The 22034-nt window shown below is 43.0% G+C and carries 22 protein-coding genes; 9 read left to right on the top strand and 13 right to left on the bottom strand.

Annotation, left to right across the window (positions count from 1 at the left end; translation table 11 throughout):
• Window positions 1–130: 130 nt before the first annotated feature.
• From BMW59_RS20305 to BMW59_RS20295, 3 genes are all read right to left on the bottom strand, one after another.
• The gene (locus tag BMW59_RS20305; RefSeq protein ID WP_093056004.1) at window positions 131–475 is read right to left on the bottom strand and encodes a YflT domain-containing protein; all 345 of its coding nucleotides are present in this window, start codon (window positions 473–475) and stop codon (window positions 131–133) included.
• Between the two features lie 188 nt (window positions 476–663).
• Window positions 664–1005 (bottom strand): hypothetical protein, encoded by a 342-nt coding sequence (locus BMW59_RS20300; RefSeq protein ID WP_093056003.1) that lies wholly within the window; start codon window positions 1003–1005, stop codon window positions 664–666.
• 243 nt (window positions 1006–1248) lie between these two features.
• Window positions 1249–2046: a YihY/virulence factor BrkB family protein gene (locus tag BMW59_RS20295; RefSeq protein ID WP_093056001.1), complete on the bottom strand. Its 798-nt coding sequence runs from the start codon at window positions 2044–2046 to the stop codon at window positions 1249–1251.
• Window positions 2047–2210: 164 nt separating this feature from the next.
• On the opposite strand from BMW59_RS20295, the gene BMW59_RS20290 reads away from it, so the two are divergent.
• Window positions 2211–2408, top strand: coding sequence for a YwbE family protein (locus tag BMW59_RS20290; protein ID WP_093055999.1), 198 nt, complete (start codon window positions 2211–2213; stop codon window positions 2406–2408).
• Between the two features lie 74 nt (window positions 2409–2482).
• Here BMW59_RS20290 and BMW59_RS20285 read toward each other — a convergent pair whose 3' ends face one another.
• Window positions 2483–3652, bottom strand: a complete 1170-nt coding sequence (locus BMW59_RS20285) for a MalY/PatB family protein (protein WP_093055997.1) — start codon at window positions 3650–3652, stop codon at window positions 2483–2485.
• Window positions 3653–3909: 257 nt separating this feature from the next.
• On the opposite strand from BMW59_RS20285, the gene BMW59_RS20275 reads away from it, so the two are divergent.
• From BMW59_RS20275 to BMW59_RS20265, 3 genes are all read left to right on the top strand, one after another.
• Window positions 3910–4257, top strand: coding sequence for a hypothetical protein (locus BMW59_RS20275; RefSeq protein WP_093055993.1), 348 nt, complete (start codon window positions 3910–3912; stop codon window positions 4255–4257).
• Window positions 4258–4353: 96 nt separating this feature from the next.
• Window positions 4354–4992: a DUF4352 domain-containing protein gene (locus tag BMW59_RS20270; protein ID WP_093055991.1), complete on the top strand. Its 639-nt coding sequence runs from the start codon at window positions 4354–4356 to the stop codon at window positions 4990–4992.
• A gap of 120 nt (window positions 4993–5112) precedes the next feature.
• Entirely contained in the window at window positions 5113–6105 is a 993-nt protein-coding gene (locus BMW59_RS20265) for a helix-turn-helix transcriptional regulator (RefSeq protein ID WP_093055989.1), read from the top strand.
• Window positions 6106–6169: 64 nt separating this feature from the next.
• Here the strand turns inward: BMW59_RS20265 and BMW59_RS20260 are convergent, their stop codons facing one another.
• Complete coding sequence (locus BMW59_RS20260; RefSeq protein ID WP_093055987.1) at window positions 6170–6526, bottom strand: group I truncated hemoglobin; 357 nt, start codon at window positions 6524–6526, stop codon at window positions 6170–6172.
• 863 nt (window positions 6527–7389) lie between these two features.
• Window positions 7390–8811, bottom strand: coding sequence for an MBL fold metallo-hydrolase (locus BMW59_RS20255; RefSeq protein WP_093055985.1), 1422 nt, complete (start codon window positions 8809–8811; stop codon window positions 7390–7392).
• A gap of 258 nt (window positions 8812–9069) precedes the next feature.
• Here BMW59_RS20255 and modA point away from each other — a divergent pair, with 258 nt between their 5' ends.
• Window positions 9070–9792 carry a molybdate ABC transporter substrate-binding protein gene (modA, locus tag BMW59_RS20250; protein ID WP_177174452.1) on the top strand — a complete coding sequence of 241 codons (723 nt, stop codon included), beginning with the start codon at window positions 9070–9072 and terminating at the stop codon, window positions 9790–9792.
• Window positions 9793–10452 carry a molybdate ABC transporter permease subunit gene (gene modB / locus BMW59_RS20245; RefSeq protein WP_093055981.1) on the top strand — a complete coding sequence of 220 codons (660 nt, stop codon included), beginning with the start codon at window positions 9793–9795 and terminating at the stop codon, window positions 10450–10452.
• Window positions 10453–10489: 37 nt separating this feature from the next.
• Here modB and BMW59_RS20240 read toward each other — a convergent pair whose 3' ends face one another.
• Genes BMW59_RS20240 through pgsB form a run of 4 tightly spaced genes read right to left on the bottom strand, consistent with a single transcriptional unit; the run spans window position 10490 to window position 15371 of the window.
• Window positions 10490–12328 (bottom strand): gamma-glutamyltransferase family protein, encoded by a 1839-nt coding sequence (locus tag BMW59_RS20240; RefSeq protein WP_093055979.1) that lies wholly within the window; start codon window positions 12326–12328, stop codon window positions 10490–10492.
• On the bottom strand, window positions 12325–13599 hold the full coding sequence (locus tag BMW59_RS20235) for a CapA family protein (RefSeq protein WP_093055977.1): 1275 nt from the start codon (window positions 13597–13599) through the stop codon (window positions 12325–12327). Before BMW59_RS20235 ends, BMW59_RS20240 begins: the two co-directional genes overlap by 4 nt.
• A 17-nt stretch (window positions 13600–13616) precedes the next feature.
• On the bottom strand, window positions 13617–14066 hold the full coding sequence (gene pgsC / locus BMW59_RS20230; RefSeq protein WP_093055975.1) for a poly-gamma-glutamate biosynthesis protein PgsC: 450 nt from the start codon (window positions 14064–14066) through the stop codon (window positions 13617–13619).
• 60 nt (window positions 14067–14126) lie between these two features.
• Window positions 14127–15371, bottom strand: coding sequence for a poly-gamma-glutamate synthase PgsB (gene pgsB / locus BMW59_RS20225; protein ID WP_177174453.1), 1245 nt, complete (start codon window positions 15369–15371; stop codon window positions 14127–14129).
• Between the two features lie 265 nt (window positions 15372–15636).
• On the opposite strand from pgsB, the gene BMW59_RS20220 reads away from it, so the two are divergent.
• Window positions 15637–16311: a futalosine hydrolase gene (locus BMW59_RS20220; protein ID WP_093055971.1), complete on the top strand. Its 675-nt coding sequence runs from the start codon at window positions 15637–15639 to the stop codon at window positions 16309–16311.
• On the top strand, window positions 16312–17148 hold the full coding sequence (locus BMW59_RS20215) for a 1,4-dihydroxy-6-naphtoate synthase (RefSeq protein WP_093055969.1): 837 nt from the start codon (window positions 16312–16314) through the stop codon (window positions 17146–17148).
• A gap of 234 nt (window positions 17149–17382) precedes the next feature.
• Here the strand turns inward: BMW59_RS20215 and BMW59_RS20210 are convergent, their stop codons facing one another.
• Window positions 17383–17847: a DUF2188 domain-containing protein gene (locus BMW59_RS20210; RefSeq protein ID WP_093055967.1), complete on the bottom strand. Its 465-nt coding sequence runs from the start codon at window positions 17845–17847 to the stop codon at window positions 17383–17385.
• 79 nt (window positions 17848–17926) lie between these two features.
• A complete protein-coding gene (locus tag BMW59_RS20205) occupies window positions 17927–20389 on the bottom strand; it encodes a heavy metal translocating P-type ATPase (protein WP_093055965.1) in 2463 nt (820 codons plus the stop codon).
• A gap of 298 nt (window positions 20390–20687) precedes the next feature.
• Here BMW59_RS20205 and BMW59_RS20200 point away from each other — a divergent pair, with 298 nt between their 5' ends.
• The gene (locus BMW59_RS20200) at window positions 20688–21446 is read left to right on the top strand and encodes a methyltransferase domain-containing protein (protein WP_093055963.1); all 759 of its coding nucleotides are present in this window, start codon (window positions 20688–20690) and stop codon (window positions 21444–21446) included.
• 64 nt (window positions 21447–21510) lie between these two features.
• Here the strand turns inward: BMW59_RS20200 and thiW are convergent, their stop codons facing one another.
• Window positions 21511–21993, bottom strand: coding sequence for an energy coupling factor transporter S component ThiW (thiW, locus tag BMW59_RS20195; RefSeq protein ID WP_093055961.1), 483 nt, complete (start codon window positions 21991–21993; stop codon window positions 21511–21513).
• Window positions 21994–22034 lie beyond the last annotated feature (41 nt).

Raw genomic sequence — 22034 nt, 5'->3', positions numbered from 1 at the left:
TATTCCTTTATCATCGGAAGATGACCTAAATCAAGGGAAGAAAATAAAAAAGAAACCCACGCTTTTTGAAAAGGGTGGGTTTCTCAACAGCCTGACGGCCTCTGAAAAGAGGCCGCTTCTTACGTGTTTATTATATTTCCATGCCGGCTGGAGCATCTTTTACGACGACAATAACTTTGCCTTCATCAAGTTTACCTTCCAGTTCATCAGCTTTTTCTTTAGTAAAGCCTACTTCATCAAATTTAGCGCGTAACTCATCACCTTTTTTACGGAATACATTTTTAGCTGCTGTGCCGAAGTTCTGCTCGTCTAAGCCAATTGTATTCGCGTCTGCGTTATCCGCCAAACGTTCAGTGCGGTCGTTATCATGTGTCACTACATAAATATTGTCCTGATCGACGCCTTTTTCCTTCAATGAATTTACTGCTCCTGCTACTTCCTCATCGTTATAAAATTCTTGATAAATAGGGTTCATCTTTGCATTCCTCCATTTCAAAATTTAAACTTGCTATAAACAGGATGTTGGTATTTGTTTACCATAAATAGAAAATATATAAACATCATTTATTAAAAAGGGGAAGAAACTGGTACCTAAAGACTAGATAACATGCAGAAAGGCTGATTAGAGTTAAACTCATAATCAGCCTGATTTAAAAAGGAGTGTTATACGACTTTAATTTGGACCTCAGGAATCTGCAGTTTTGCTTTTTCCTTTAAGGAAGGAGGGAGTGGTACAAACGTTTCTAAAACAATAAACAGAATGCTGGCAAACCCGTCTTCTTTAAAACGCTCATAACTTTTTTCCAACAATTGATTCCGTAAGGGGGAGTCATAATCTAATGCCGTGCAGTCAACTTCAATTGCAAATTCAGCAGGGGGAATGAGGGTCACTTCTTCAGTATATTTTCTGAAAAAAGCCGAAATGTCTCTTTCTGAAAATGATCCTTCAACTTTAACGTTAACCCGGTTGTCATACGGGTTAATATGAATAATAGAGGTTCCCAAAATAAATCCTCTCCTTCTTGGGAAAGACCTACAATTTATATGCTACGCTATACCGCCGCACCATATCAACCGTATCGACATTTTTTCAATGTTTTATAGAATTAAACAACCTATTTTACTGATTTTGTCGTAATGTGTCAATATTTATTTAGGAAAAAGTCAAATAATCCAGCAGGGGGTCAGACCCCCCATTTAATGGAAAATAATTGTGCACAAAAAAACAGACTGACTTATTAAGCCAGTCTATTTAAAATAATTCGGTTGGTCTTCCTTCAGGATGGCATTGATTTCTCCGCCGACGAGAATAATAATGGAGGATAAATGGAACCACACCATCAGCGCGATCACAGTCCCTATTGTTCCATAAGTAGCTGAGTAGTCTGCAAATGAATTAAGATATAAAGAAAAACCGTAAGAAGTTAGCTGCCAGCCGATTGTAGCGAAAACGGCGCCTATATACACTTCTCTAAAAGAGAGCCTCGTATTCGGACCTACCAGGTAAAGAATAAGAAATATGAGGAACGTAAACCCGGAGATTAACAGCCAGCGGACCACATCAATCTCAAAGATCCCAAAGTCTAAAGCAAGGTAGTCTCTAACCTGGCTGCCGATTACCTGAACGAAAAGAGCGGTGCTGACTACAAAGAACATGCCTACTGTCAGGCCAATGGAAATAAGCCTTGCCATCACCAGCCCGCGTTCATTAGTTACGTTATAAGCTAAATTTAAGGACCTGAGAATCGCGTTTAAAGCCAGGGAAGCTGTCCATAAGGTAAATATAATCCCTAAAGAGAGAGCTCCTGTCTGCTGGTTATGTTCAAGAACGTCCCACTGGTTTTCTATAACTTCCAGAACACCGCCAGGGATGTACGCCTCCTGTAAAAGGCGGTAAACGTCGTTAACTGTAAAAGGGAGAAACGTTAACAGACTGATAATAAAAATAAGAAAAGGGAATAAAGACAGGAGAAAGAAATAGGCGCACTGAGCACCCAGATCAATTAAATTGTGTTCTTTAAAGCGTCTCCATAAAAGTTTCAGCATACAGGCAGCACCTCCTCCGTATCCGATGACTTAAGAATAACTTCTTCTTGTTTTTGTTAAGCCTTTCCCGTAAAGTCTTAACCGGAACAACTAATTTCATTATTTTTATCTGGTATAACCCCTTTACCCCCGGTATTTATAAACTTTAGAAAGCGGTGACTCATTTGAATGGAGAAAAACGAAACAATATAAAACCTGGCATGGAAGTAGATATCGTTCTCAAGCAGGACCAGCGAACAGGAAAACTGACACGAGGAACAGTTAAAGATTTATTAACTAAATCCCCCAGCCACCCCCACGGCATTAAAGTCCGCCTGCAAGACGGGCAAGTGGGACGCGTCAAACATATTTATCCTGAATAAGGGGTCAGACCCCCCATTTACTGGAAAAATCCGCAAACCCGTATGTGGCTTGCGGATTTATTCTTACTTATACTCTATGATTGAAGGGCGGTTTTCATTCGGGCAAGTCCTTCTTTGACGGTGCTTCGGGGACAGGCTACATTCATGCGAACGAAGCCTTCGCCGCCTTTTCCAAAACTGGTCCCGGGATTAAAACCAACTTTTCCTTTTTCAACAAATAAGTGATTCAGTTTAGCGTCTGAGAGTCCAAGCTGTCTACAATCAATCCATAAAAGATAAGTAGCTTCAGGCTTGACGACTTTTAATTCCGGCATATGTTCAGATAAGTAGTTCTCCACCAATTCAATATTACCTTCTAAGTACTGAAGGAGTTCTTCGAGCCACTCTTCCCCTTGACGGTATGCAGCTTCCATGGCTACTATTCCGAATGTATTAAGGGTGAAAGCTCCGATCTGTTTATCAATGGCACTGATTTTCAGTCGGTAGTCATTATTTGAGCAAATAATGGCAGACGCTTGCAGCCCTGCTAAATTAAATGTTTTACTTGGAGCGACCAACGTGATTGTCTGATCCGCAATTTCTTCGGATAACGAGGCGAGTGGAATGTGTTTATTCGGTTTAAAAATAAGATCAGAGTGAATTTCATCCGACACGATAACAACATCATTTTCCAAACATAATTCGGCCATCTTCCGTAATTCTTCCTCCGTCCAGACCCGGCCAACAGGATTATGAGGATGGCAAAGTAAAAACAATTTCACTCCGTTCTTTAAACACTGTTCAAAAGCATTGAAGTCTATTTCGTACTGCTCGTTCTTTTTAACTAACTGGCAGTTCTCAATGACCCGGTTGTTTTCTTTAACCATTGAATAGAAAGGGGGGTAAACTGGGGACTGGATAAGTACTTTATCGCCGGGTTCGGTCAAGGCCTGAATCGCCTTTCCTATTGAAGGCACGACTCCCGGGCTATATTGAATCCAGCTGTTTTTAATTTCCCAGTTATGCCTTTTTTCCATCCAGGAAACAATTGACTCACCTACGGAATCAGCTGTAAAAGTATATCCGAAAATCCCGTGTTCCACTCGCTCTTTAAGAGCATCTGTGACGGCTTCAGGAGGCCTGAAGTCCATATCAGCCACCCACATCGGTAAAATTTCCTCATCCGTTTTAAACACCTGTTTAGTTCGTTCCCATTTGACTGAGGAAGTTCCAATGCGGTTAATATTCTGTTCAAAAAAATCCATTTTATCATCCTTTCCCTATGTACTGACGCCTGTTAATAAAAGTATAAATGGCAGGCCTTTATTTAGCAAAAGAAGAGGTATTAATTCTTTTGTGGATTTTTTTCAGAAAATCGTTCTTTTGGCTTTAATCGGGCAGAAGTATGCCTCCTGCTGCCCCCGGGCTGCCATTAGAAATGGCTTGGCAGAAGCATTTTTCATTTTCTCCCTTAATGGGCTACAATAGTAAAGGATTATTAACTCTGGAAAGGAGATTTCGATTGAAAAAATCACTGGGTTTCTTACTTGAACTGACAAGGATTATTTTTACTATCTTTTTAGTATTGTTAGCGTTTAGTCTTGTGAATTCATTTATTCTTGGCCTCATAGGAGGTCTTGGCCAGTTTGAAGGCACCTGGACGATTGTCGTTTACTTTTTTATGCAGACAGGCGGCCTGTTTTTATTAATCACCCTCCTGTACCGCAATAAACTCCAGTTTTCAGGCTGGTACAATAGTGAAAACCAAAAGCCTTTTTCTAAAAAAATGACCCGCCGTCTTCTAATAATAAGCCTTGCTGCTGTAGCAGGTTCGTATGCAATTCTTATTGCCTACATAGCGATTAATTAATTTTTGCAGCAAACTTCTATTCCCTGACAGTTGTTGTCACTCTTCTCCTTAAACTTAAAGATGTAATCAATTTTATCTAAAAAAAGGAGAAGATGAATGATGAAAAAATTGAGTTTATCGTTGCTGGGTTTGAGTGTTGCTATGATGCTGGCAGCCTGTGGGGAGTCGTCAATAGACACAGTTGAACAGGATAACAGTAATGAAAATGCTGCTGAAGCCAGTGAAGTGACTAACAATGAAGAAATTAATAATGACGGGGCTTCTGATAATGAGAGCAATAATAACTCTGAAGAGGTTGAAGAGGCTAATGAAGGAATGAATGAAGAGACAGTCGAAGAAGAAGATCTTGGCATTGGTACCACGGTAGACTTTAACGGGCTTCACGTCACTCTAAAGGAAGCGAGAATGTATGAAGGAGATGGCGACTGGGAAACTCCAGACAATGATTTCTTTGTCATTCTTGACGTGAGTATTGAAAATACAACTGATGAAGAAGCAAATATTTCGACAATGCTTCAGATGGATCTGGTTACGCCTGACGGCTACTCCCAGGACATGGATTTCATGGTTGATACACGCGGGAGCCTGGATGGTGAAGTAGGTGCAGGCCGCACAATGGCAGGAGAAATGTCATTTGATGTTGAAGAAGCTCACTTCTACGAATTTATATTCGAAGATCCTTTTAAGAGCGGGCAGGCAATCTGGAAAATAGACAGAAATGAATTAGCAGAGTGATGGACCAAAAGTCCGCAAGACGTTATAACTTGCGGACTTTTTACATAACCATTTCCAGATAAATAGGCAGATAGTATAATAGAGGGAAGAGAACCGAATCAGGCGAAAGGTGGAAGCCATATGCCAAAGACAAAGGGATTTTTACGGACAGAACGGTTATTTTACATACTGCAGTATTTAACAAACCATGACACAGCGACAGCTTCAGAGCTTGCCTCACACTGTCAGACTTCTGTACGAAGTATTTACAGGGACATGAAGTCGCTTGATGAATTGGGGGTTTATTATCAAAGTGAAGGACGAAATGGCTATAAGCTTTTATATCAGCCTGTAAAAACGGGAGGCAGGCTGACGAATGAAGAATGGATGGCTTTAACGCTCTTTCCTATGCTTTCAGAGGGTATCACCTCAGGAGACCATCCTTTTCATCAAGCTTACCGGAAAGGGCTGGAAAAAGTGATGAGCTACGTCCAGCAGGACGGTGGCCTGTCTTCCGCAGGCGGAGGATTAGGAGAACGGATCCGCCTGCATGCCCGCCCGAAAGATTCATCCCAGATTAAAGTCATGCCGTCTCTTCTGACAGCCATTTCAGAAAACAGGGTCATTGATGTCACCTACTATACCATTCACAGGGACAGGGAAACAGAGCGGCGTCTTGACCCTTACTATCTTGTGCCGAGAGAGGGGCATCTTTATCTTGTAGCATACTGTCATTTTCGCAAAGATATCCGTGTCTTCCGGCTAAGCCGTTTTCAGGAGGTTAAAGTCTCAGAAGAAACATTCAAAATTCCCCGCACCTTTAATATTGATGATTTTCTCGAAAATCGATGGTCAATTATCGCTGATGATGAGGAAACTACTTTTGTTGTTTATTTTACAGAAAAAGCGGCAAGGTATGTCTTGGAAGGGGAGTTTCACGTTGAAACAAAAAGGGAGCTGCAGAAGGATAAATCCCTTTTATTAACAGTCACAGTACAAAGCAGGCAGGAATTTTTGCGCTGGGTCCGGTCGTTTGGAGCCGATGCTGAAGTGGTTAAGCCGGAGTCTGTCCGTAAACTGCTTTCAGAAGAATATAAACAGATGGCAGAAAGGTACGGTTCGGGCAAGCACTAGGCCCGATATCATTTAAAAAATCAAAGCTGCAGCGGGCCCTGGAGATTGCCGCTGCAGCTTTGTTTTATTTATGCATAATATGGGGAGCGAGCGCCCCGATTTTTTCCATTACTTGATCTCTATCTTCTTCTGATACTTCTAATTCTTCCAAAGTTTCATTTAAATGACCCGCAATAGCATTGAAATGCTCCGGCTTAATGTTCATTCCTTCATGAGCTTTTTCCATACTTGTCCCGCTGTACTGATTAGGACCGCCGAGGGCATAAGACAAGAACTTTGTTTGGTGTTCCCGCTGTTTGTCCATGTCCGTTTCAGTAAAAAAATGATTGACTGTGTCATCAGCCAGGACTTTTACATAAAACTTATCAACTGCTGTTTCAATAGCAGGTTTCCCGCCCAGTTTTTCGTAAAGAGATGCCATAAAATATCTTCCTCCTAAGAAATATTAGTTTTGCACTATGGTGATGGTATTAAAAAAACAGCCGGACTGCAGTGACATAGATCACATATAAATCGATAAATCTAAGAAAATTCAGGAAAGTTACCTGATAGTACCTGTCTGTAAAGGCTAATCTTATGATAACAGAAGGGAGGAAGTTTCAGTGTTTTTTTCAGAATAGGATCCTTAAGGATGATCTATTAAACAAATAAGTGAACGTCTTCTGGTTTTTGAATTACTTAAGAAACTAAAACTCCCCCGAATACATCCGGGGGAGTTTTGTTAACACCAAAGGGGACTCAACCATGTCACTTCTGCATGCTGTTCTCAAGAAATTCCCTTCGTCTTAAGGGCTTATATTATTTCACTAACAGATGAGAAAGTGAGTTGTTTCCGTAGAAGAATCTTTATTACTGCTGGTTCTTTAACTTCGGGCTGGAGTTTGGCCATCTCCAGTTAAGCTAATTACTTTAGCTCTCATTTGCTAAAGTAATATTTTGGTATAGATCGGCTTTTTTAACCCTTGTCTGAAACCTTTATCATGCTGCCTTAAAAACCGGAAAAGCTGGTCTAAACATAAATCTTGCCGTGTTGAAAGGTTTTAATACTTGAAGTTTTATAGAACAATCTCCCCACGGTTTCAGACCATAAGTTTTTAAAGGCGTTTGTCGGGTGACGGAACCAACTTAATGGTTGAGTCTCCTACGGTGTTAACATTTATTAAGTTGTCATTATTAATGTACCCTTTCTTTTAAAAAATAATGTGTCTATTTTGTGAACATTCAGTTTTTTCATATAAAAACTAAACAGCCCCGTTTTAGAACGGGGCTGGGGGAATCATTAGGTTATTCTGAGGCCGTTGGAAGGTTTTCTTTTTTCCAGCGCATAAAGCCGCCTTTTATATTTTTTACATCGAATCCTTTGCTTTTTAAAATACTGGTAGCAATGGCAGACCGTGCTCCGGAGCCGCAGTATAAAGCCAGTGTCTTGTCCGGTAAGTCATCCCCTTTTTCAGGGAGATAATTAATAACCATATGCCTGGCATTTTCGACATGTTCTGCTTCATATTCGTGGTCTTCCCGTATATCAAGAATCTGAAGTTCATTATTATTTTGCTTTTCATAGGCGTCTTCAGGTGAAATAACTTCGTATTGGCCTGTTCCGTGTTCTTCTTCAAAGCTTTCAACAATTGCAGGGGTGAAAAAGCCTGCTGTCTTGTCTAACCCAATCGCATTCATAGCTTCAATAATCTCTGTGAAAGTGTATGAAGATGCAATGAAGTAAACTGGTTTGTCATAAGAAATAAGAGACCCTGCCCAGTTAGTAAAAGATGAATCGTAAGGAATGTTTATTGAGCCTGGAATATGGGACTGGGAGTATGCTTCACGGCTTCTAGTATCCACCAAGGTGACATCAGCTTCAAGAATGTTATCCATTTTCTTGACGTTGGATCCGTAACGGAGCGGAGTTTTCTGATCTCTCAGCAAAGGGGCTCCTTCTTTATTCACTTTTTTCATAACTGCAAAATAGGCAGGAGGGACGGGCTGTTCATCTAATAAAAAGTCTGTAAAATTCTTTTCATCGCTGTATTGAAGAGCCGGGTTTGTTTTCAGTTCGTAACCAAGAGTGGTTGTAGGGATAGAGCCGAGTGATTTACCGCATGCACTGCCGGCTCCGTGCCCCGGCCAGATTTGCAGAGTAGGATCCATCTCTTTAGCTTTCTCTAAAGAGTGGAACATTTGTTCAGCGCCTTTTTTAGCAGAATCTTTCACACCTGCTGCCTTTTCCAATAAATCCGGTCTTCCTACGTCTCCGACAAAAATAAAGTCGCCAGTAAACATTCCTAATGGCTCACCAGAGGCGGCTCCGTCTGTTAAAAGAAAAGTAATATGTTCCGGAGTATGCCCTGGAGTATGCCAAACATCAAACGTCACGTTTCCAAGTTTTATCTGGTCCCCGTCACGAACCCCTTGTTGAGGCAGGGAAGAATCAAATTTATATTCTCCGCTTTCATCACCTTCACCCTCTAACGAGTAATAAATGGTCGCAGATGAACGTTCGGCCATTTCTCTTGCACCGGAAACAAAGTCAGCGTGAATATGGGTTTCAAGCACCTTAGTGATCGTCATACCTTCTTTTTCCGCTGTGTCAAAATAAGTGTCTATGTTCCTTGATGGGTCAATGATGGCAGCTTCTCCAGTCTTCTGGCAGCCTACCATATAAGACGCCTGCGCTAACGCATCATCATAAAAATATTTTAAAAGCATACCGATTCCTCCTGTAAAATTATTCTTTGAATTTTCCTATATACAGTACGGGGTAACCGAAATCGATAAGAATTAAACAATAAAACTGAGATTTTCTTCTTTGTTCACTTAATTGGATAAAAGTTACATTAAAAATAAAGATTAAAAGCGGCATGCTTTATTACTGCATTTATTAAGTTATAATTAAGGGACAGAATGATAGAAAGAGTGATGTCTATGAGGGGCAGATGGAAAATCTCTGCTTACATTATTATAATTATGGTAATTATTTTTTTAGCAGGCTGCGGGCAGGAAAATGAAAAAACTGAGATACACGTATTAACCGCGGCGAGCATGACGCCTGCAATGAATGAACTGAAAGAGTTATATGAAAGTAAAAATCCTTACATAACTATTGTGCCTGTATACGGCGGCTCCGGACAGTTAAAAGACCAGATCAGCCAGGGAGCGCCTGCAGATGTCTTCTTATCTGCCGCTTTAAGATGGATGGAAGAATTAAACGAGGCAGAAGAAGTCGAGGGATATGAAAATCTGCTCGTTAACGACCTTGTGGCAGTAAGCCAGATCGAGGCCGGTTTCGAAATGGAGGGGCTTGATGACCTGTTAAATGATGAGGTTGATACGGTAGGCATAGGAGACCCGTCTACAGTGCCCGCAGGGGAATATGCAAAACAGGGGATAGAAGCAGCAGGTATATGGAAAGAGATGGAAGACAAATTAGTGTTTGCCTCTGATGTGAGACAAGTTCTAACCTATGTTGAAACCGGGAACGTGGATGTTGGGATAGTCTATGAAACGGATGTTTATGGGAAAGAGAACATCCAGATTGATTATACATTAACTAACCACGAGCCAATTATTTATCCTGTCGGGCTTTTAGCTAATTCAAACCATCCCGGAGAAGCCCGGGAATTTTACGAGTGGCTTAAAACAAACGAAGCTTTAAACGTATTTGAATCGTACGGATTTGGAGTGTATTAAATGGATTTTCAAAGCTTTTTATCCCCGGTCATTATTTCAGCTCAAGTCATACTTATTGCAAGCATTATTTCATTTACGTCCGCTCTTTTAATTGCATGGTGGATGAAAGGAAAATCGTTTAAAGGAAGAAGCGTTATTGAAACAATTCTGATGCTGCCATTGGTTTTACCACCAACTGTTATAGGCTTTGGCCTGCTCGTCTTAATGGGCAGGCAGAGCTGGATTGGCCAGGCTTTTGAGTGGCTTTTTTCCATGCCGCTTGTTTTTTCTTTTTGGGCTGCAGTGGTAGCAGCGGCAGTTGTTGCTTTTCCGTTAATTTATCAGACCCTCATTAACGCTTTTGAGAATGTTGAAGAAGAGTTGGAAGAAGCTGCAAGCCAAATGGGGGCTAAACAGAGCCAGGTATTTTTATATGTTACACTGCCTTTATCGTGGCGGTCTTTAGTGACAGGTTATATGCTCGGTTTTGCCAGAGGGCTGGGAGAGTTCGGCGCGACAATTATGTTTGCGGGGAATATTCCCGGCCGGACTCAAACCATGCCGACTGCTATTTATTCGTCTGTCCAGTCAGGGCAAACGGTATTGGCTTATTATTGGGTCGCGTCAATGATTTTATTTTCTTTTTTATTGCTGAGTGTCGTACACAGACTAAAACGGTAATATAAAAACGGCCACCAAATGCTGGTGGCCGTTTAGCTTATTCACTTTCAATCTGCCATGCTCCGTTTCGGCGAGGGTCGCCTCCACCGTACATTCCCTGGACTCTGCCTTCATCGTCAAGTACCACACCAAGTCCCTGAATTCCGCCGTAATAAAGCGGGGAACTGTGAGGAACCACTGAATAATTCAGCTCATTAAGCTGCTGCATTGTCTCTTCAGGTAAATCATCGTCCTGAATATAAATAACATCATTATCATTATAGAAACGGGGAGTTTCAATAGCTTCCTGCAGACTCATACGCTCTCCGTCCTCATTTAAGCCATACTGGTATGACATAATGGTCTGAAAAACCATTGCCGGAATCCTCGTTCCGCCTGGGGAGCCAAGTCCTAAAACCGGCTGGCCATGCTCTTCAAATATAACCGGAGACACAAACGTACGCGGTCGTTTACCCGGCTGATAATAGTTTGGTGACTCAGGATTATTATAACTGAAGTTGTTCATCTGGTTATTAATAAAGAAGCCGTCAGTGTAAATTCCTGAACCGAAAAATTCGCCAAGTGAATGAGTAGCTGAGACCATACCGCCTTCTTTATCTACAATAACAAAATGTGTAGTATGGCGTGAATCGGCCTCTTCGGCAGGCGTGTCAAACAATTCCGATGCATCTGTATAATCATGGGAACCATAATTAATGTCATTCAGAAGATCCTGAATAAATGCCTCGTCAGTAAGGGCCTGATGATCAATGTTTTCAAATTCAGGATCGCCTAATGTACTCAGGCGGCTTGAATAAGCAGACCGAGTAATTTCGTTAACGAGGTGCATGTATACAGCCTGAAGTTCTTCGTGATTAATCATCTCACCCATAGTAAGATGGTCAGGAATGTCTTCTTCTTCCTCAAAAACTCTGCTTAAATCCATCTGTTCTGCCATCTGAAGAGCCTGGACGACAACTGTTCCGGAAGAAGGGGAAGGACCTCCGTAAACAACCTGACTGCCAATTTCAGCTTGTATGGGCTCTGTTACCTGTGCTTCATACCCCAATAAGTCTTCTTCAGTAAAATTAAACTGCTGTTGAAGTGATTGGCCGACTTCACCGCTGTAAAAGCCATCGGCCCTGTCTTCCTGAATAAGCCTTAACGTATTGGCCAGTTCTTCCTGGACAATCAGATCGTTAACTTCAGGCGCCTGACCTCCCGGGAAGAATATATCCCTTTCGTAGTCGTCCATAAGCAAATAACGGACAGCGTTACCCGTCTGCTGGGCAAATACTTCACCTGCCTGGACTCCTTCCTCCGCTCTATCAATAGCCGGAGTAATAAGATCTTCCCAAGCTACGTTCTCGCTGCCATAATTTTCATAAATAAACTCCATGCCTTTTACTAATCCTGGTATAGCAGGACTCCGGCCGCGCTCTAAGGGGGCTTCATTCCCGCTTGGCGGTGCTTTCTCACGATAGTCGAAACTCATGGCGCCTTCCTGAGGATCGTGGTAGACCATTAATCCGCCCCCGCCAATACCTGACCCGTATGGCTCGACCACATTCAGCATGAAGGACACAGCAACCGCCGCATCGATAGCATTACCGCCATCTTCAATAATTTGCATCCCTACATCCGCTGCAAGGGGATGAACGGCACTGACACCGTATATTTCGGGTCTTGGCTCTTCTTCAGCCTCATTGTTTTCATTTGCTGGCTGAGAATCATCCACGGCCACAGAATCCACCTGTCTTGCGGTAAAATCATCACTTGAATAAGGCTCTCTGAAAGGGTCAAATTCTTCTTCAAAATAGAAGTTCCACGCTATCAGCCCTATCAGAATAATTCCGGCAAGAAGGTGTGTCATTTTTAAGTAACCTTTGTAATTCATGGTGTAAGTTCCACCCCTTCCAATACCCCGGCGGCGTTGAGATCAACTTTAAGCCGGCCATCTTCTACAGTCCAGATAGTCTCGTCAAGTTCTTGCCTTAAAGTTCTAAAAATCCTGTAATCCCGGTAAAATTTTGTAAATCCTGCTGTTTCCCGGGGGCGTGTATCTTCTATAAACATAGGTACAAACGACATTTCTTTAGACCCATCATCCAAAAAATCAAGCTGGGCTATGGTTGATTCTTTTGTTCTTGTCCACCCCTGGTCAAATACGAAATTCCCAAGACTAAACATGACAAGGGAGCGATGGTCATCTCTGCCTTCCATTATTTTAACAGGTTCCAAAACATGGGAATGGTGGCCGATGATAATATCAGCTCCGTAATTGGTCATATACTGGGCGAGGATTTCCTGCCGATCGTTATAGCCGACTTGATATTCGTCGCCCCAGTGAACGTGGACCATGGTAATGTCAGCTCCGCCGCCGCCCTCTTCTTCAGGCATTTTAGCTTCAAGCAGCCGTTGTCTCAGCTCTGCAAAGCCTTGGTAAGAGGGGGTGAAAACCCCTCCGACATAATCCTGGGCAGCAAAGCCCTGTACAAAGGAATCCGTGAAACCTATAAGTCCTACTCTTACGTCATCGTTAATATCAAAATAAGAGACACCGGCCGCTTCTATTGCGCCTTCTGCAATTTCCTCATCAGGTAATTTCAACGCATCTCCAATGCCCACTGTATCAATATCATATTGCCTGATATGTTCAAGCGTCTGCTGGAGTGACAGATCGCCGTAATCCAGAGTGTGGTTGTTGGCAAAGTTCACAGAATCAAAGCCTGCATTGACGAGAGCATCCATAGCCCAAGGCTCTGCGTAAAGATGGATATCTTTATTATGAAGTTCTGCATCTTCTACCTGGGCGTCTATTTCAGGATCCGCGACATTCAACACAGGGTTTTCAAAGTTTCCCGTCACATAATCCGACTCATTAAAAAATGGGTAGACAAAATTAAAAACACGGTCTATATGTTCACCTGTTCTTACAGCCGCATCATGCACATGGCGCCCCATCATCATATCTCCTACCATGGACATCCGGTATTCCACATTGTCAGGCCTTGTATCCGATGGCGCCGAAGCAGAAAAATACCAATGATGCCCAAAGAAGGGAATCGCTAATATTATTAAAGCAATAATTGAATGTGGAAGGGCTCTTTCACGATGCCTTACCATCATTAATTTCATTCTTTCTTTAAAAGATAGTTCTTTGGACATTTTTTAACGCTCCTAGTCTAAAACAAATGATAAATTGTAATAATCAGAAAAGTGAAAAAGGCTATAACAAAAGTAGAAGAGAAGGTAGGGAGAACGCCCTGTTTCTGAATAGAGTTAGCGATTAACCCCGGCACAATAACCCCGATTCCCCTCAGCTCCATAACGGGGAACGGGGTTAACGGATAGAGGTAATCCATCCCCATCTTCATTAACACCCCGACAGTAAGCATGGCCGCGAACTTTCGGCGGCCATACAGGACAGTCATTCTTCCTATTAACTGCGTCACAATGAGATATGTGATTAAACTGATTACTCCGACAACTACTACATACATTAACTGGTCAAAGACAAGGGCTAGGTATCCGGGTACTACTAATCCCGCTGGCACTATCCCTGTTTTTTCCGCATAAACAAGGGAAAGCAGTACTCCTACGACAATTGCAATATACAAATCTGTTCCAAACACGTTTGGCCAACTCCTTATTTTAAATCTAACGTGACATTCCAGCTGCTTCTAGTTAAAGTTTTAAGAAGGGGACTGGGCAAAAGCTCTTTCTTTTTTCATAGAGGTTACCCTCTTTTTCTCAGGTCTGTACTCATGCAGGCTCGTTTCTTTCAACTCAAGCTGTGACATAGCATGGGCGATTTCTTCACCGCCGCCATGAATATTCCCAATTCCGTAAACCAGACCGTTCTCCGGAAGCTGTTTCACTTTTGCTACTACTTCTTCTGCCGGCTGTTTTTCAAGGTTTATAAGATTTTTCACTTGAAGGCTGCCGTTTTCATAAGCCTGGATAACAGGAGAGACGCTTTTTCCGGTTAGGATAAGCGTATCCATGTTTAATTTAGGAAGAACTTCTTCTGAGAACTGGATTGTCCGGTCTACCCGGTCATCACGGCAATTCATAATTACTGTTTTATTTTCAGAAGGGTAATCCTGCTCCAGAATCCTGTTCCAAATATTAATAGTCGACGTCGCATCATTGGCTGCAAATCCGTTAAAGAAGAAGCTAGGTGCTGTTTCTCTGCCAAACTGGTGAACTCTCATCGCTCCCGGATCTACAGGTGCGTTAAGCATTCCACTCAATGCTGTATTTTCATCAATACCCAGAATGTCAGCTACTGCAAGACCAAGCGCCGCATTCTCGGCAAACATCATGTAAGGAAATTCAGTCAGATACTTTTCATCTATTCGGCCCGGATCAGCCACTACTACTTCCGTTCCACGGCTTTCTGCAATTTTTTTGAAATATCGCTGGAAAGTCGTAGGGGGAATAACTAAATAGCCGTTATGAGGAATGGTGCGTCCAAATGCCTCGGCAATCTGATTAATGGTAGGCCCCATCACGTCAAGGTGGTCTTCCATAACATTCGTAATAACTGTAATGTTTGCTTTGACAAAACGCTCCTGGAAAACATTTTGATATTCCGGATTTACAGCCATACACTCTGTAACGAAAGCATCCACTTTTCGGCGTGCAACTTTATTGACCATCATCTTCTGTTCGGAGATGTTTGGCCCCTGGAGGCTTCGGGTAATTGGTTCCTCCTCCTCTTTATCCCAGTAAAACAATCTTGGAGAAGTACCGGTCGTTTTTCCGGCCACACGCTGTTTATCTTCTTTCAAAATTCCCATCAGCAGTCTCGTAACTGTTGATTTTCCTCTGACACCGTTAACGAGAATTCTGTTTGGAATCCGTTTAATATTCCTGTCGAGTTTGTTCCGTTCTCTCAGTCCAATGTATAAAACGATCGCGGCAAAAAACGTCATATAAATAAGCTCATTCACAATAAGGCCTCCCAATTTAGTTGCATAATTCAACCTTTTTTTACTAATCCACCAAAAATTCTACCTTATCCATTATAAATCATCAAAGAGAAAAAGTACTAAAACTATTATACTTGTTACCCTCTGAAACAAAAACTTAATCTTATATACTGATATTCCATATATTTACATTAAGCGCCCTTTGCTTTTCTCTTTGTTTCCTCCTTGGTAAACTAATGTTTATAAGCTTTTTATAGGGGGATTAATAATGAAGCATGACCGGAAAAAAATAACAGATGCCTGCTCTGTCCTGATCGTCACTTCTGTCGAAGCTGAAAAGGAAGCCATTTTAAAAGGCTTGAAGAGTGATCATCGGTTTCAAGTTGAAACGATTGGGGTAGGACCGGTGGCTGCAGCAGCCCGTACCGCGTGGCTGCTTGGGGATAATTCGTACAAGGCTGTTATAAATATGGGGGTAGCCGGTGGAATTACTTCCAATATACAGATTGGGGACGCAGTCATTGCGTCTGAAATAATAGCCGGCGACTTAGGGGCGGAATCCCCGGAAGGATTTAAACCGTTGGAAGAATTAGGTTTCGGGTTGTCCCGGCTTAAGTGTGACAATCAGATAGTCTCTCCATTAAAGGAAGAAATTAACAATAAGGCTGATATTACTGTACATAACGGCGCAGTCTTAACCTTATCTACGGTTACCGGGTCTGCTGAAACTCTTGAAAGGTTAAAAATGCGATTCCCGGAAGCTTCTGCAGAAGCGATGGAGGGTTTCGGAGCAGCTACAGCTGCCGATCTTCATGATGTGCCTTTTTATGAAATAAGGACGATTTCCAATGCTGCAGGCCCAAGGAATAAAAATGCCTGGAGGCTTAAAGATGCCTTAACGTCCCTAACAATTGTAAGTGAATGCCTTAAGGAGGTTTTTTAATTGAATATTGCATTTTCACCTTGTCCAAATGATACGTTTGTTTTCCATGCGTGGGTCCATCGTCTGCTCGAGGGGGCGCCGGAGCTGAACGTCACCTACGCGGATATCGATAAAACGAATTCCTGGGCAGCCCGCCGGGAAGGCCCGGAAGTTATGAAAATATCTTATGCCGCGCTGCCATACGTTATTGACGACTACGAACTGATTCCTTGCGGAGGAGCATTAGGCAGAGGCTGCGGCCCATTAGTCCTGTCAAAAAATGGGGGGGCTGACCCCTCAACGCTTGCCGGGAAAACGGTGGCTGTCCCAAGTGATAAGTCGACCGCTTATTTACTGTTCCGGTTGTGGGCCGCTCAGAAGATTCCTGAGGGACCAGGGAAAATCACTGTTATGCCGTTTCATGAGATTATGCCGGCAGTAAGAGACGGGAAAATAGACGCCGGGCTCGTCATTCATGAAGCACGGTTTACTTATAAGGATTATAACTTGGATAAGGTGGCAGACCTGGGGGACTGGTGGGAAGAAGATACAGGTTTTCCTATTCCTCTTGGCGCCATTATTGCCAGAAGATCATTAGGAATGAAAGCGCCACTGACAGAGTGGATTCGTGAGTCCGTTGAGTTTGCATGGGCAAACCCTGATGCTTCTATGGATTATGTGATGGAACACGCTCAGGAAATGTCTCAGGAAGTGGCCCGCTCCCATATTGACCTGTATGTCAACGAGTTTACGAGGGAACTGGGTGAAGACGGGTATGCTGCCGTAGAATCTTTGTTAGGCCGGGCGGCGGATGAAGGCCTTATTCCCGCATTTGATTTACAAAAACTGAGAGATTGACCTTTCTTATTAAGAGAGAGAAAAAAAGAAGTCGCCGGCGCCAACGGGATTAAGTGCAGAAGTCTGAAGATTCAATTCAACGAAGCTATTAAAAGGACAAGCCCCTGGGCAAGCGTCCGCCTGGCGGACTGAAACGACTACTTTTCTCTAAAAGAAGATCCGAACAAAATTGAAAAATTTGTTCGGATCTTTTTTATGGTTACTATTCTTTGTCCCAATTATAACTTAAACACTCTATACCTCATCATAGGACTGTTTCTTTTGAACAGACCCGTCAGCTTTATGAACGACTAAGTGAGTTTCTTTCTTTTTAGCAATTTCTGTTGCCCGTTCAATGGCTTCCTGTTTATCATCGAAAACCTGTGTTGGCTGTTTTGCATCTTCGGCCTGTACGGCCCAGCCATCGTCATGTGGATAAACATGTTCGCCTTTTTCCATCAGTTCAGGCCGTGAATCGGATTGGTCGTCTTCATCGTCTCTTTCTTTTAAATCTTCATCTGAAATATTCTTCATTTCTTTTCTTTCTTTTTCGCTGGCATTGTCATACCATTCTTTTGCCTGTTCAGTAGCGATCGGAATGGCGCGTCCTTCCTTGTATCCTTCGTCAATCATCGCATTGGCGATTTCGATGGCTTTATTTCGAATAGGAGTATCAAGGTTTTTTAATGAAGAAGGATAATCGTCTTTATCCCAAGGCATAAAATAACACCTCCATTAGGTTGTTGTAATCCATTTACCACAATGGTAAACAAGCTAAACAGCCTAAGGAGGTGTGAAATTAAAGCGTCTTAAACGAACGCAGCCTCAGTGTATTCAGTACTACAGAAACAGAACTGAAGGCCATTGCCGCTCCAGCAAGCATAGGGTTAAGAAGAATGCCGAAGAAAGGATACAGCATGCCGGCTGCAACTGGTATTAAAACAATATTATACCCGAACGCCCAGCCGAGGTTCTGCCAGATCATTCTCATCGTTGATTTGGAAAGGCGGAGGGCCGTGACGGCACTTAAAAGGTCCCCGCGCATCAGTGTGATATTGGCCGTTTCCATGGCCACATCCGTTCCTGTCCCAATTGCAATTCCGACATCAGACTGTGCCAGGGCAGGAGCGTCATTGATCCCGTCCCCGACCATTGCAACGATTTTTCCTTCCGCCTGGAGTGCCGATACTTCCTTCGCTTTATCTTCAGGCAGGACTTCGGCAATGAACCGGTCCACGCCTGTTTCATTAGCAATTGCCTGGGCAGTCCGGTGGTGGTCCCCGGTGATCATCACCACTTCAAGTCCTAAGTCTTTCATTTGCTGGATGGCTTTTACAGAATCTTTTTTCACAGTGTCAGCCACAGCAATGACTCCCATGCAAATCCCGTCTACAGCCACGAACATCGGAGTTTTACCTTCGTTTGCCAGCTGGTCTGCTTTATTTAACATGTCATTGTGCTGGATGCTGCGTTCTTTCATTAATTTCGCATTGCCGATATAAACTTCTTTTTGCCCCAGTGTCGCTTCGATTCCCTGGCCGGTAATGGAATTGAAATAGTCCGGCTCAGCAAGTTCCAGCTCTTTCTCTTTAGCTGCCTGGACAATCGCATCACCTAATGGATGCTCTGAAGCTGTCTCAACGGAAGCCGCCAAAGCCAGCAGCTCATTCTCAGACATCTTTTCATCCTTTATTATATCCGTTACTTTAGGTTTTCCCTCTGTGATAGTTCCTGTTTTATCAAGCACCACAATATCCGTTTTATGTGCTTTCTCAAGACTTGTGGCATCTTTAATTAATACACCGTTCTCGGCGCCTTTTTCAGTACCGACCATAATGGCTGTAGGAGTAGCCAGGCCGAGGGCACACGGACAGGCAATAATTAAGACAGCGATAAATGTCGTCAGGGCAAAAATAGTAGACGGTGCCGGGCCGATAAAGTACCATACAATCGCGGATAAAGTAGCAGTCAGCACGACGGCTGGCACGAAATAAGCAGAGATCACATCAACGATCCGCTGAATAGGAGCCTTAGACCCCTGGGCTTCATTAACGAGGCGGATGATCTGGGCGAGGGCGGTTTCTTTTCCGACTTTTGTCGCCCGGAAAGTGAAACTTCCTGATTTATTAATTGTTGCTCCAATTACCTCATCGTCAGCTGTTTTTTCTATTGGAATAGATTCCCCTGTTAGCATGGATTCATCGACTGACGATTTTCCTTTAATAACGACGCCGTCTACAGGAATTCTTTCTCCTGGTCTTACAATAATTTCATCATTGATGACAACCTGGTCAATCGGGATATCAACTTCTTCACCGTTTCTCGACACTCTGGCTGTTTTTGCCTGCATGTTCATCAGTTTCTTAATGGCATTTGACGTTTTTCCCTTCGCTTTCGCTTCAAAGTAGCGTCCGAGAAGAATAAGAGTCGTAATAACCGTGGTGACATCGTAGTAAAGCTGATAAGGGAAGCCCATGTTAGTCAGCGTCTCAGGGAACAGAGTCATCGCTCCACTATATACCCAAGCTGAGGTCGTTCCCATTGCGACGAGGACATTCATATCAGCTGATTTATTTTTTAAGATTTTATAACTGTTTCTGTAAAAACGCCAGCCCGGCACAAGCTGCACATAAGTCGTGAGCAGCAGCAGGAAGTAGGGATTTGCCATAAAATCAGGCACCCATGCACCCCACCCGGGCATCATGTGCGGAATACTTCCGATCAGAACAATTGACGTAACGATGGCCCCGTACGTAAAATCCTTTTTCAATTTAGCTGCCTCCTGCTCCTGGTCATCCTCATCAGAGCGGGGCATTTCTTCTTCGAGCAGAGCGGTCTCATATCCGATTTTAGTCACTTTATCAATGACCTTTTGAGGGTCAAAGGCCGGATCTTTCGTTTCCACCTGCGCCTGGTTTGAAGCAAGGTTCACTGATACATTTTCTACACCGTCAAGTCTGCCGATCACTTTCTCCACACGGCCGACGCAAGAGGCACAGGTCATGCCCTTAACAGAAAATAAATATTTTTTTACAGCAGGATCAGCTTTAGGGGCAGCTTCATACCCTGCTTTACTGATGGCATTGACAATGTCATCTTCAGATATTTCTTCAGGGTTGTATCTGACCTGAGCCTGATTAGTAGCTAAATTTACGCTCACAGAATCGACTCCGTCTTTTCTGCTTATAATTTTTTCTACTCGTGCGACACACGAAGCGCACGTCATTCCGCGCACACTGAAGTCCTGGGTTTTATTATCCAACAAAGTTCCCTCCTATCCTTTTTCAAAGGGGTATTAGCATATATGTTTATTTATATCTTGAAAAACAAAGGTTAATTCGGTTTTATTTTACCATACCTCTGTATGGTATAGTAATTTGTTTGCTTATAATATATGAAAATTGTGTGTCGTGAGGTGAAGGGGATAAGAGCGTCTTACTTAATGAAATGTCTTCATTACCGCTTATTGCCTTATGAAAAATAAAGGGGAAAACGAGAGAACGTCGAATGATTAATGGCGAATATTTCTGTTTTAACAAAAAGTACAAGGGGGAGAGTGTATGCTTAGCTATTATAGCCGTTTGTCTGCTGAAGTATACGATATGGATAAGCCGGTCGGCCATTCATTCGGGGACATCGAGTTTTACAAAGAAAGACTGGAGGAAGTCAAAGGGTCAGTGCTGGAACCGGCAGCTGGCACTGGGAGAATCCTTATTCCTTTACTGGAATCGGGCATTAAGATCGAAGGGTTTGATGTGTCTTCGGATATGCTGAAAATCTGCAGAGGCCATTGTGAAGAACGGGATCTGAATCCGTTGCTTTATGAAGCTGAAATGGCGTCTTTTACTTCAGATAAGAAATATGAAGCGATTATTGTTCCTACAGGAACTTTCCTGCTTCTTTATGAACGGGATAAATCACTTCAGGCTTTAGTAAATTTTAAAAAACACCTTAAGGATGGCGGTAAACTGATACTCGACTTAATTATGCCGGGAGACTTTGATATTGGCCGGGTATCTGTCAAGACGTGGGAATGTGCAAACGGAGACGTCATTACTCATGAAAATAAACTGGCTGAAGTAAATTTTATTCACCAATATACTGTTTCTCATGGCAGATACGAAAAATGGAGGAACGGGACACTTATGCAGACAGAATTGGAACGCTTCCCGCTCAGGTGGTATGGGGTGGAAGAATTTCGCCTGATCCTTGAGCAGGCGGGATTTCAGAACATTATTATTTCAAGTAATTACGAACATGGGCGATACCCTGAGGGGGCTGATGAAATTATCACCTTTGAAGCCTCCGTATTTAAATAGGAGCTTCACGATTGTTTTTAAATAGTTTCACATAGGGGCCTGACCCCTATGTGAAAAATTCACGTTATTTGGGGAGTTTGCTTTCCGGAATCCGGCTTAATATAAACCAGGCCAGTAACGCCCCGGAAGCACTGCTTACGAAGAAAGCGGGGATAAAGAAGAAAACACCTGCTGCCTGGCCAAGAAAAAACTGGGCTAATGGAACGGCCAGAAGGGATCCAATAACCGCTGTTCCGATCACTTCTCCCGCCGCCGCTGCCGGCTTCTTTCTGATCCAGCGGTATGCCAGTCCTGCAAGTAAAGCTCCTGCCATCCCTCCCGGAAAAGCAAGTATTGTCCCAATTCCAAGCAAATTTCGTAATAAGCCGATCGCAAAAGCGGCCAGAACGGCAGGGCCCGGCCCAAGTATCACAGCTGCAATTACATTGACAGCATGCTGAACCGGGTAAGCACGAGCCACCCCTGCAGGAAACCAGATAAAGGCTGCCCCCACGAGGCCAATTGTAATTAGCATGGCCATAAGAGTTAATTTGTTGGTCCTTGTCAAAGCGAACACTCCCTCTAATTCAGGTTTGGAGAGCAAAATAA

Origin of the sequence: Salipaludibacillus aurantiacus (assembly GCF_900111295.1) — a bacterium.
In the GTDB taxonomy this organism is placed as follows: domain Bacteria; phylum Bacillota; class Bacilli; order Bacillales; family Salisediminibacteriaceae; genus Salipaludibacillus; species Salipaludibacillus aurantiacus.
This window is presented reverse-complemented; position numbering and strand designations above follow the sequence as displayed.

Excerpts from the sequence above, each read along its gene's own strand:
- BMW59_RS20285 (WP_093055997.1), bottom strand. The coding sequence starts at position 3,652 with ATGGATTTTTTTGAACAGAATATTAACCGCATTGGAACTTCCTCAGTC.
- BMW59_RS20265 (WP_093055989.1), top strand. The coding sequence starts at position 5,113 with ATGCCAAAGACAAAGGGATTTTTACGGACAGAACGGTTATTTTACATA.
- BMW59_RS20305 (WP_093056004.1), bottom strand. The coding sequence starts at position 475 with ATGAACCCTATTTATCAAGAATTTTATAACGATGAGGAAGTAGCAGGA.
- BMW59_RS20200 (WP_093055963.1), top strand. The coding sequence starts at position 20,688 with ATGCTTAGCTATTATAGCCGTTTGTCTGCTGAAGTATACGATATGGAT.
- BMW59_RS20235 (WP_093055977.1), bottom strand. The coding sequence starts at position 13,599 with ATGTCCAAAGAACTATCTTTTAAAGAAAGAATGAAATTAATGATGGTA.
- BMW59_RS20260 (WP_093055987.1), bottom strand. The coding sequence starts at position 6,526 with ATGGCATCTCTTTACGAAAAACTGGGCGGGAAACCTGCTATTGAAACA.
- BMW59_RS20295 (WP_093056001.1), bottom strand. The coding sequence starts at position 2,046 with ATGCTGAAACTTTTATGGAGACGCTTTAAAGAACACAATTTAATTGAT.
- pgsB (WP_177174453.1), bottom strand. The coding sequence starts at position 15,371 with ATGACGTTTTTTGCCGCGATCGTTTTATACATTGGACTGAGAGAACGG.
- BMW59_RS20240 (WP_093055979.1), bottom strand. The coding sequence starts at position 12,328 with ATGAATTACAAAGGTTACTTAAAAATGACACACCTTCTTGCCGGAATT.
- BMW59_RS20210 (WP_093055967.1), bottom strand. The coding sequence starts at position 17,847 with ATGCCTTGGGATAAAGACGATTATCCTTCTTCATTAAAAAACCTTGAT.
- modB (WP_093055981.1), top strand. The coding sequence starts at position 9,793 with ATGGATTTTCAAAGCTTTTTATCCCCGGTCATTATTTCAGCTCAAGTC.
- BMW59_RS20270 (WP_093055991.1), top strand. The coding sequence starts at position 4,354 with ATGATGAAAAAATTGAGTTTATCGTTGCTGGGTTTGAGTGTTGCTATG.
- BMW59_RS20220 (WP_093055971.1), top strand. The coding sequence starts at position 15,637 with ATGAAGCATGACCGGAAAAAAATAACAGATGCCTGCTCTGTCCTGATC.
- modA (WP_177174452.1), top strand. The coding sequence starts at position 9,070 with ATGGTAATTATTTTTTTAGCAGGCTGCGGGCAGGAAAATGAAAAAACT.
- BMW59_RS20255 (WP_093055985.1), bottom strand. The coding sequence starts at position 8,811 with ATGCTTTTAAAATATTTTTATGATGATGCGTTAGCGCAGGCGTCTTAT.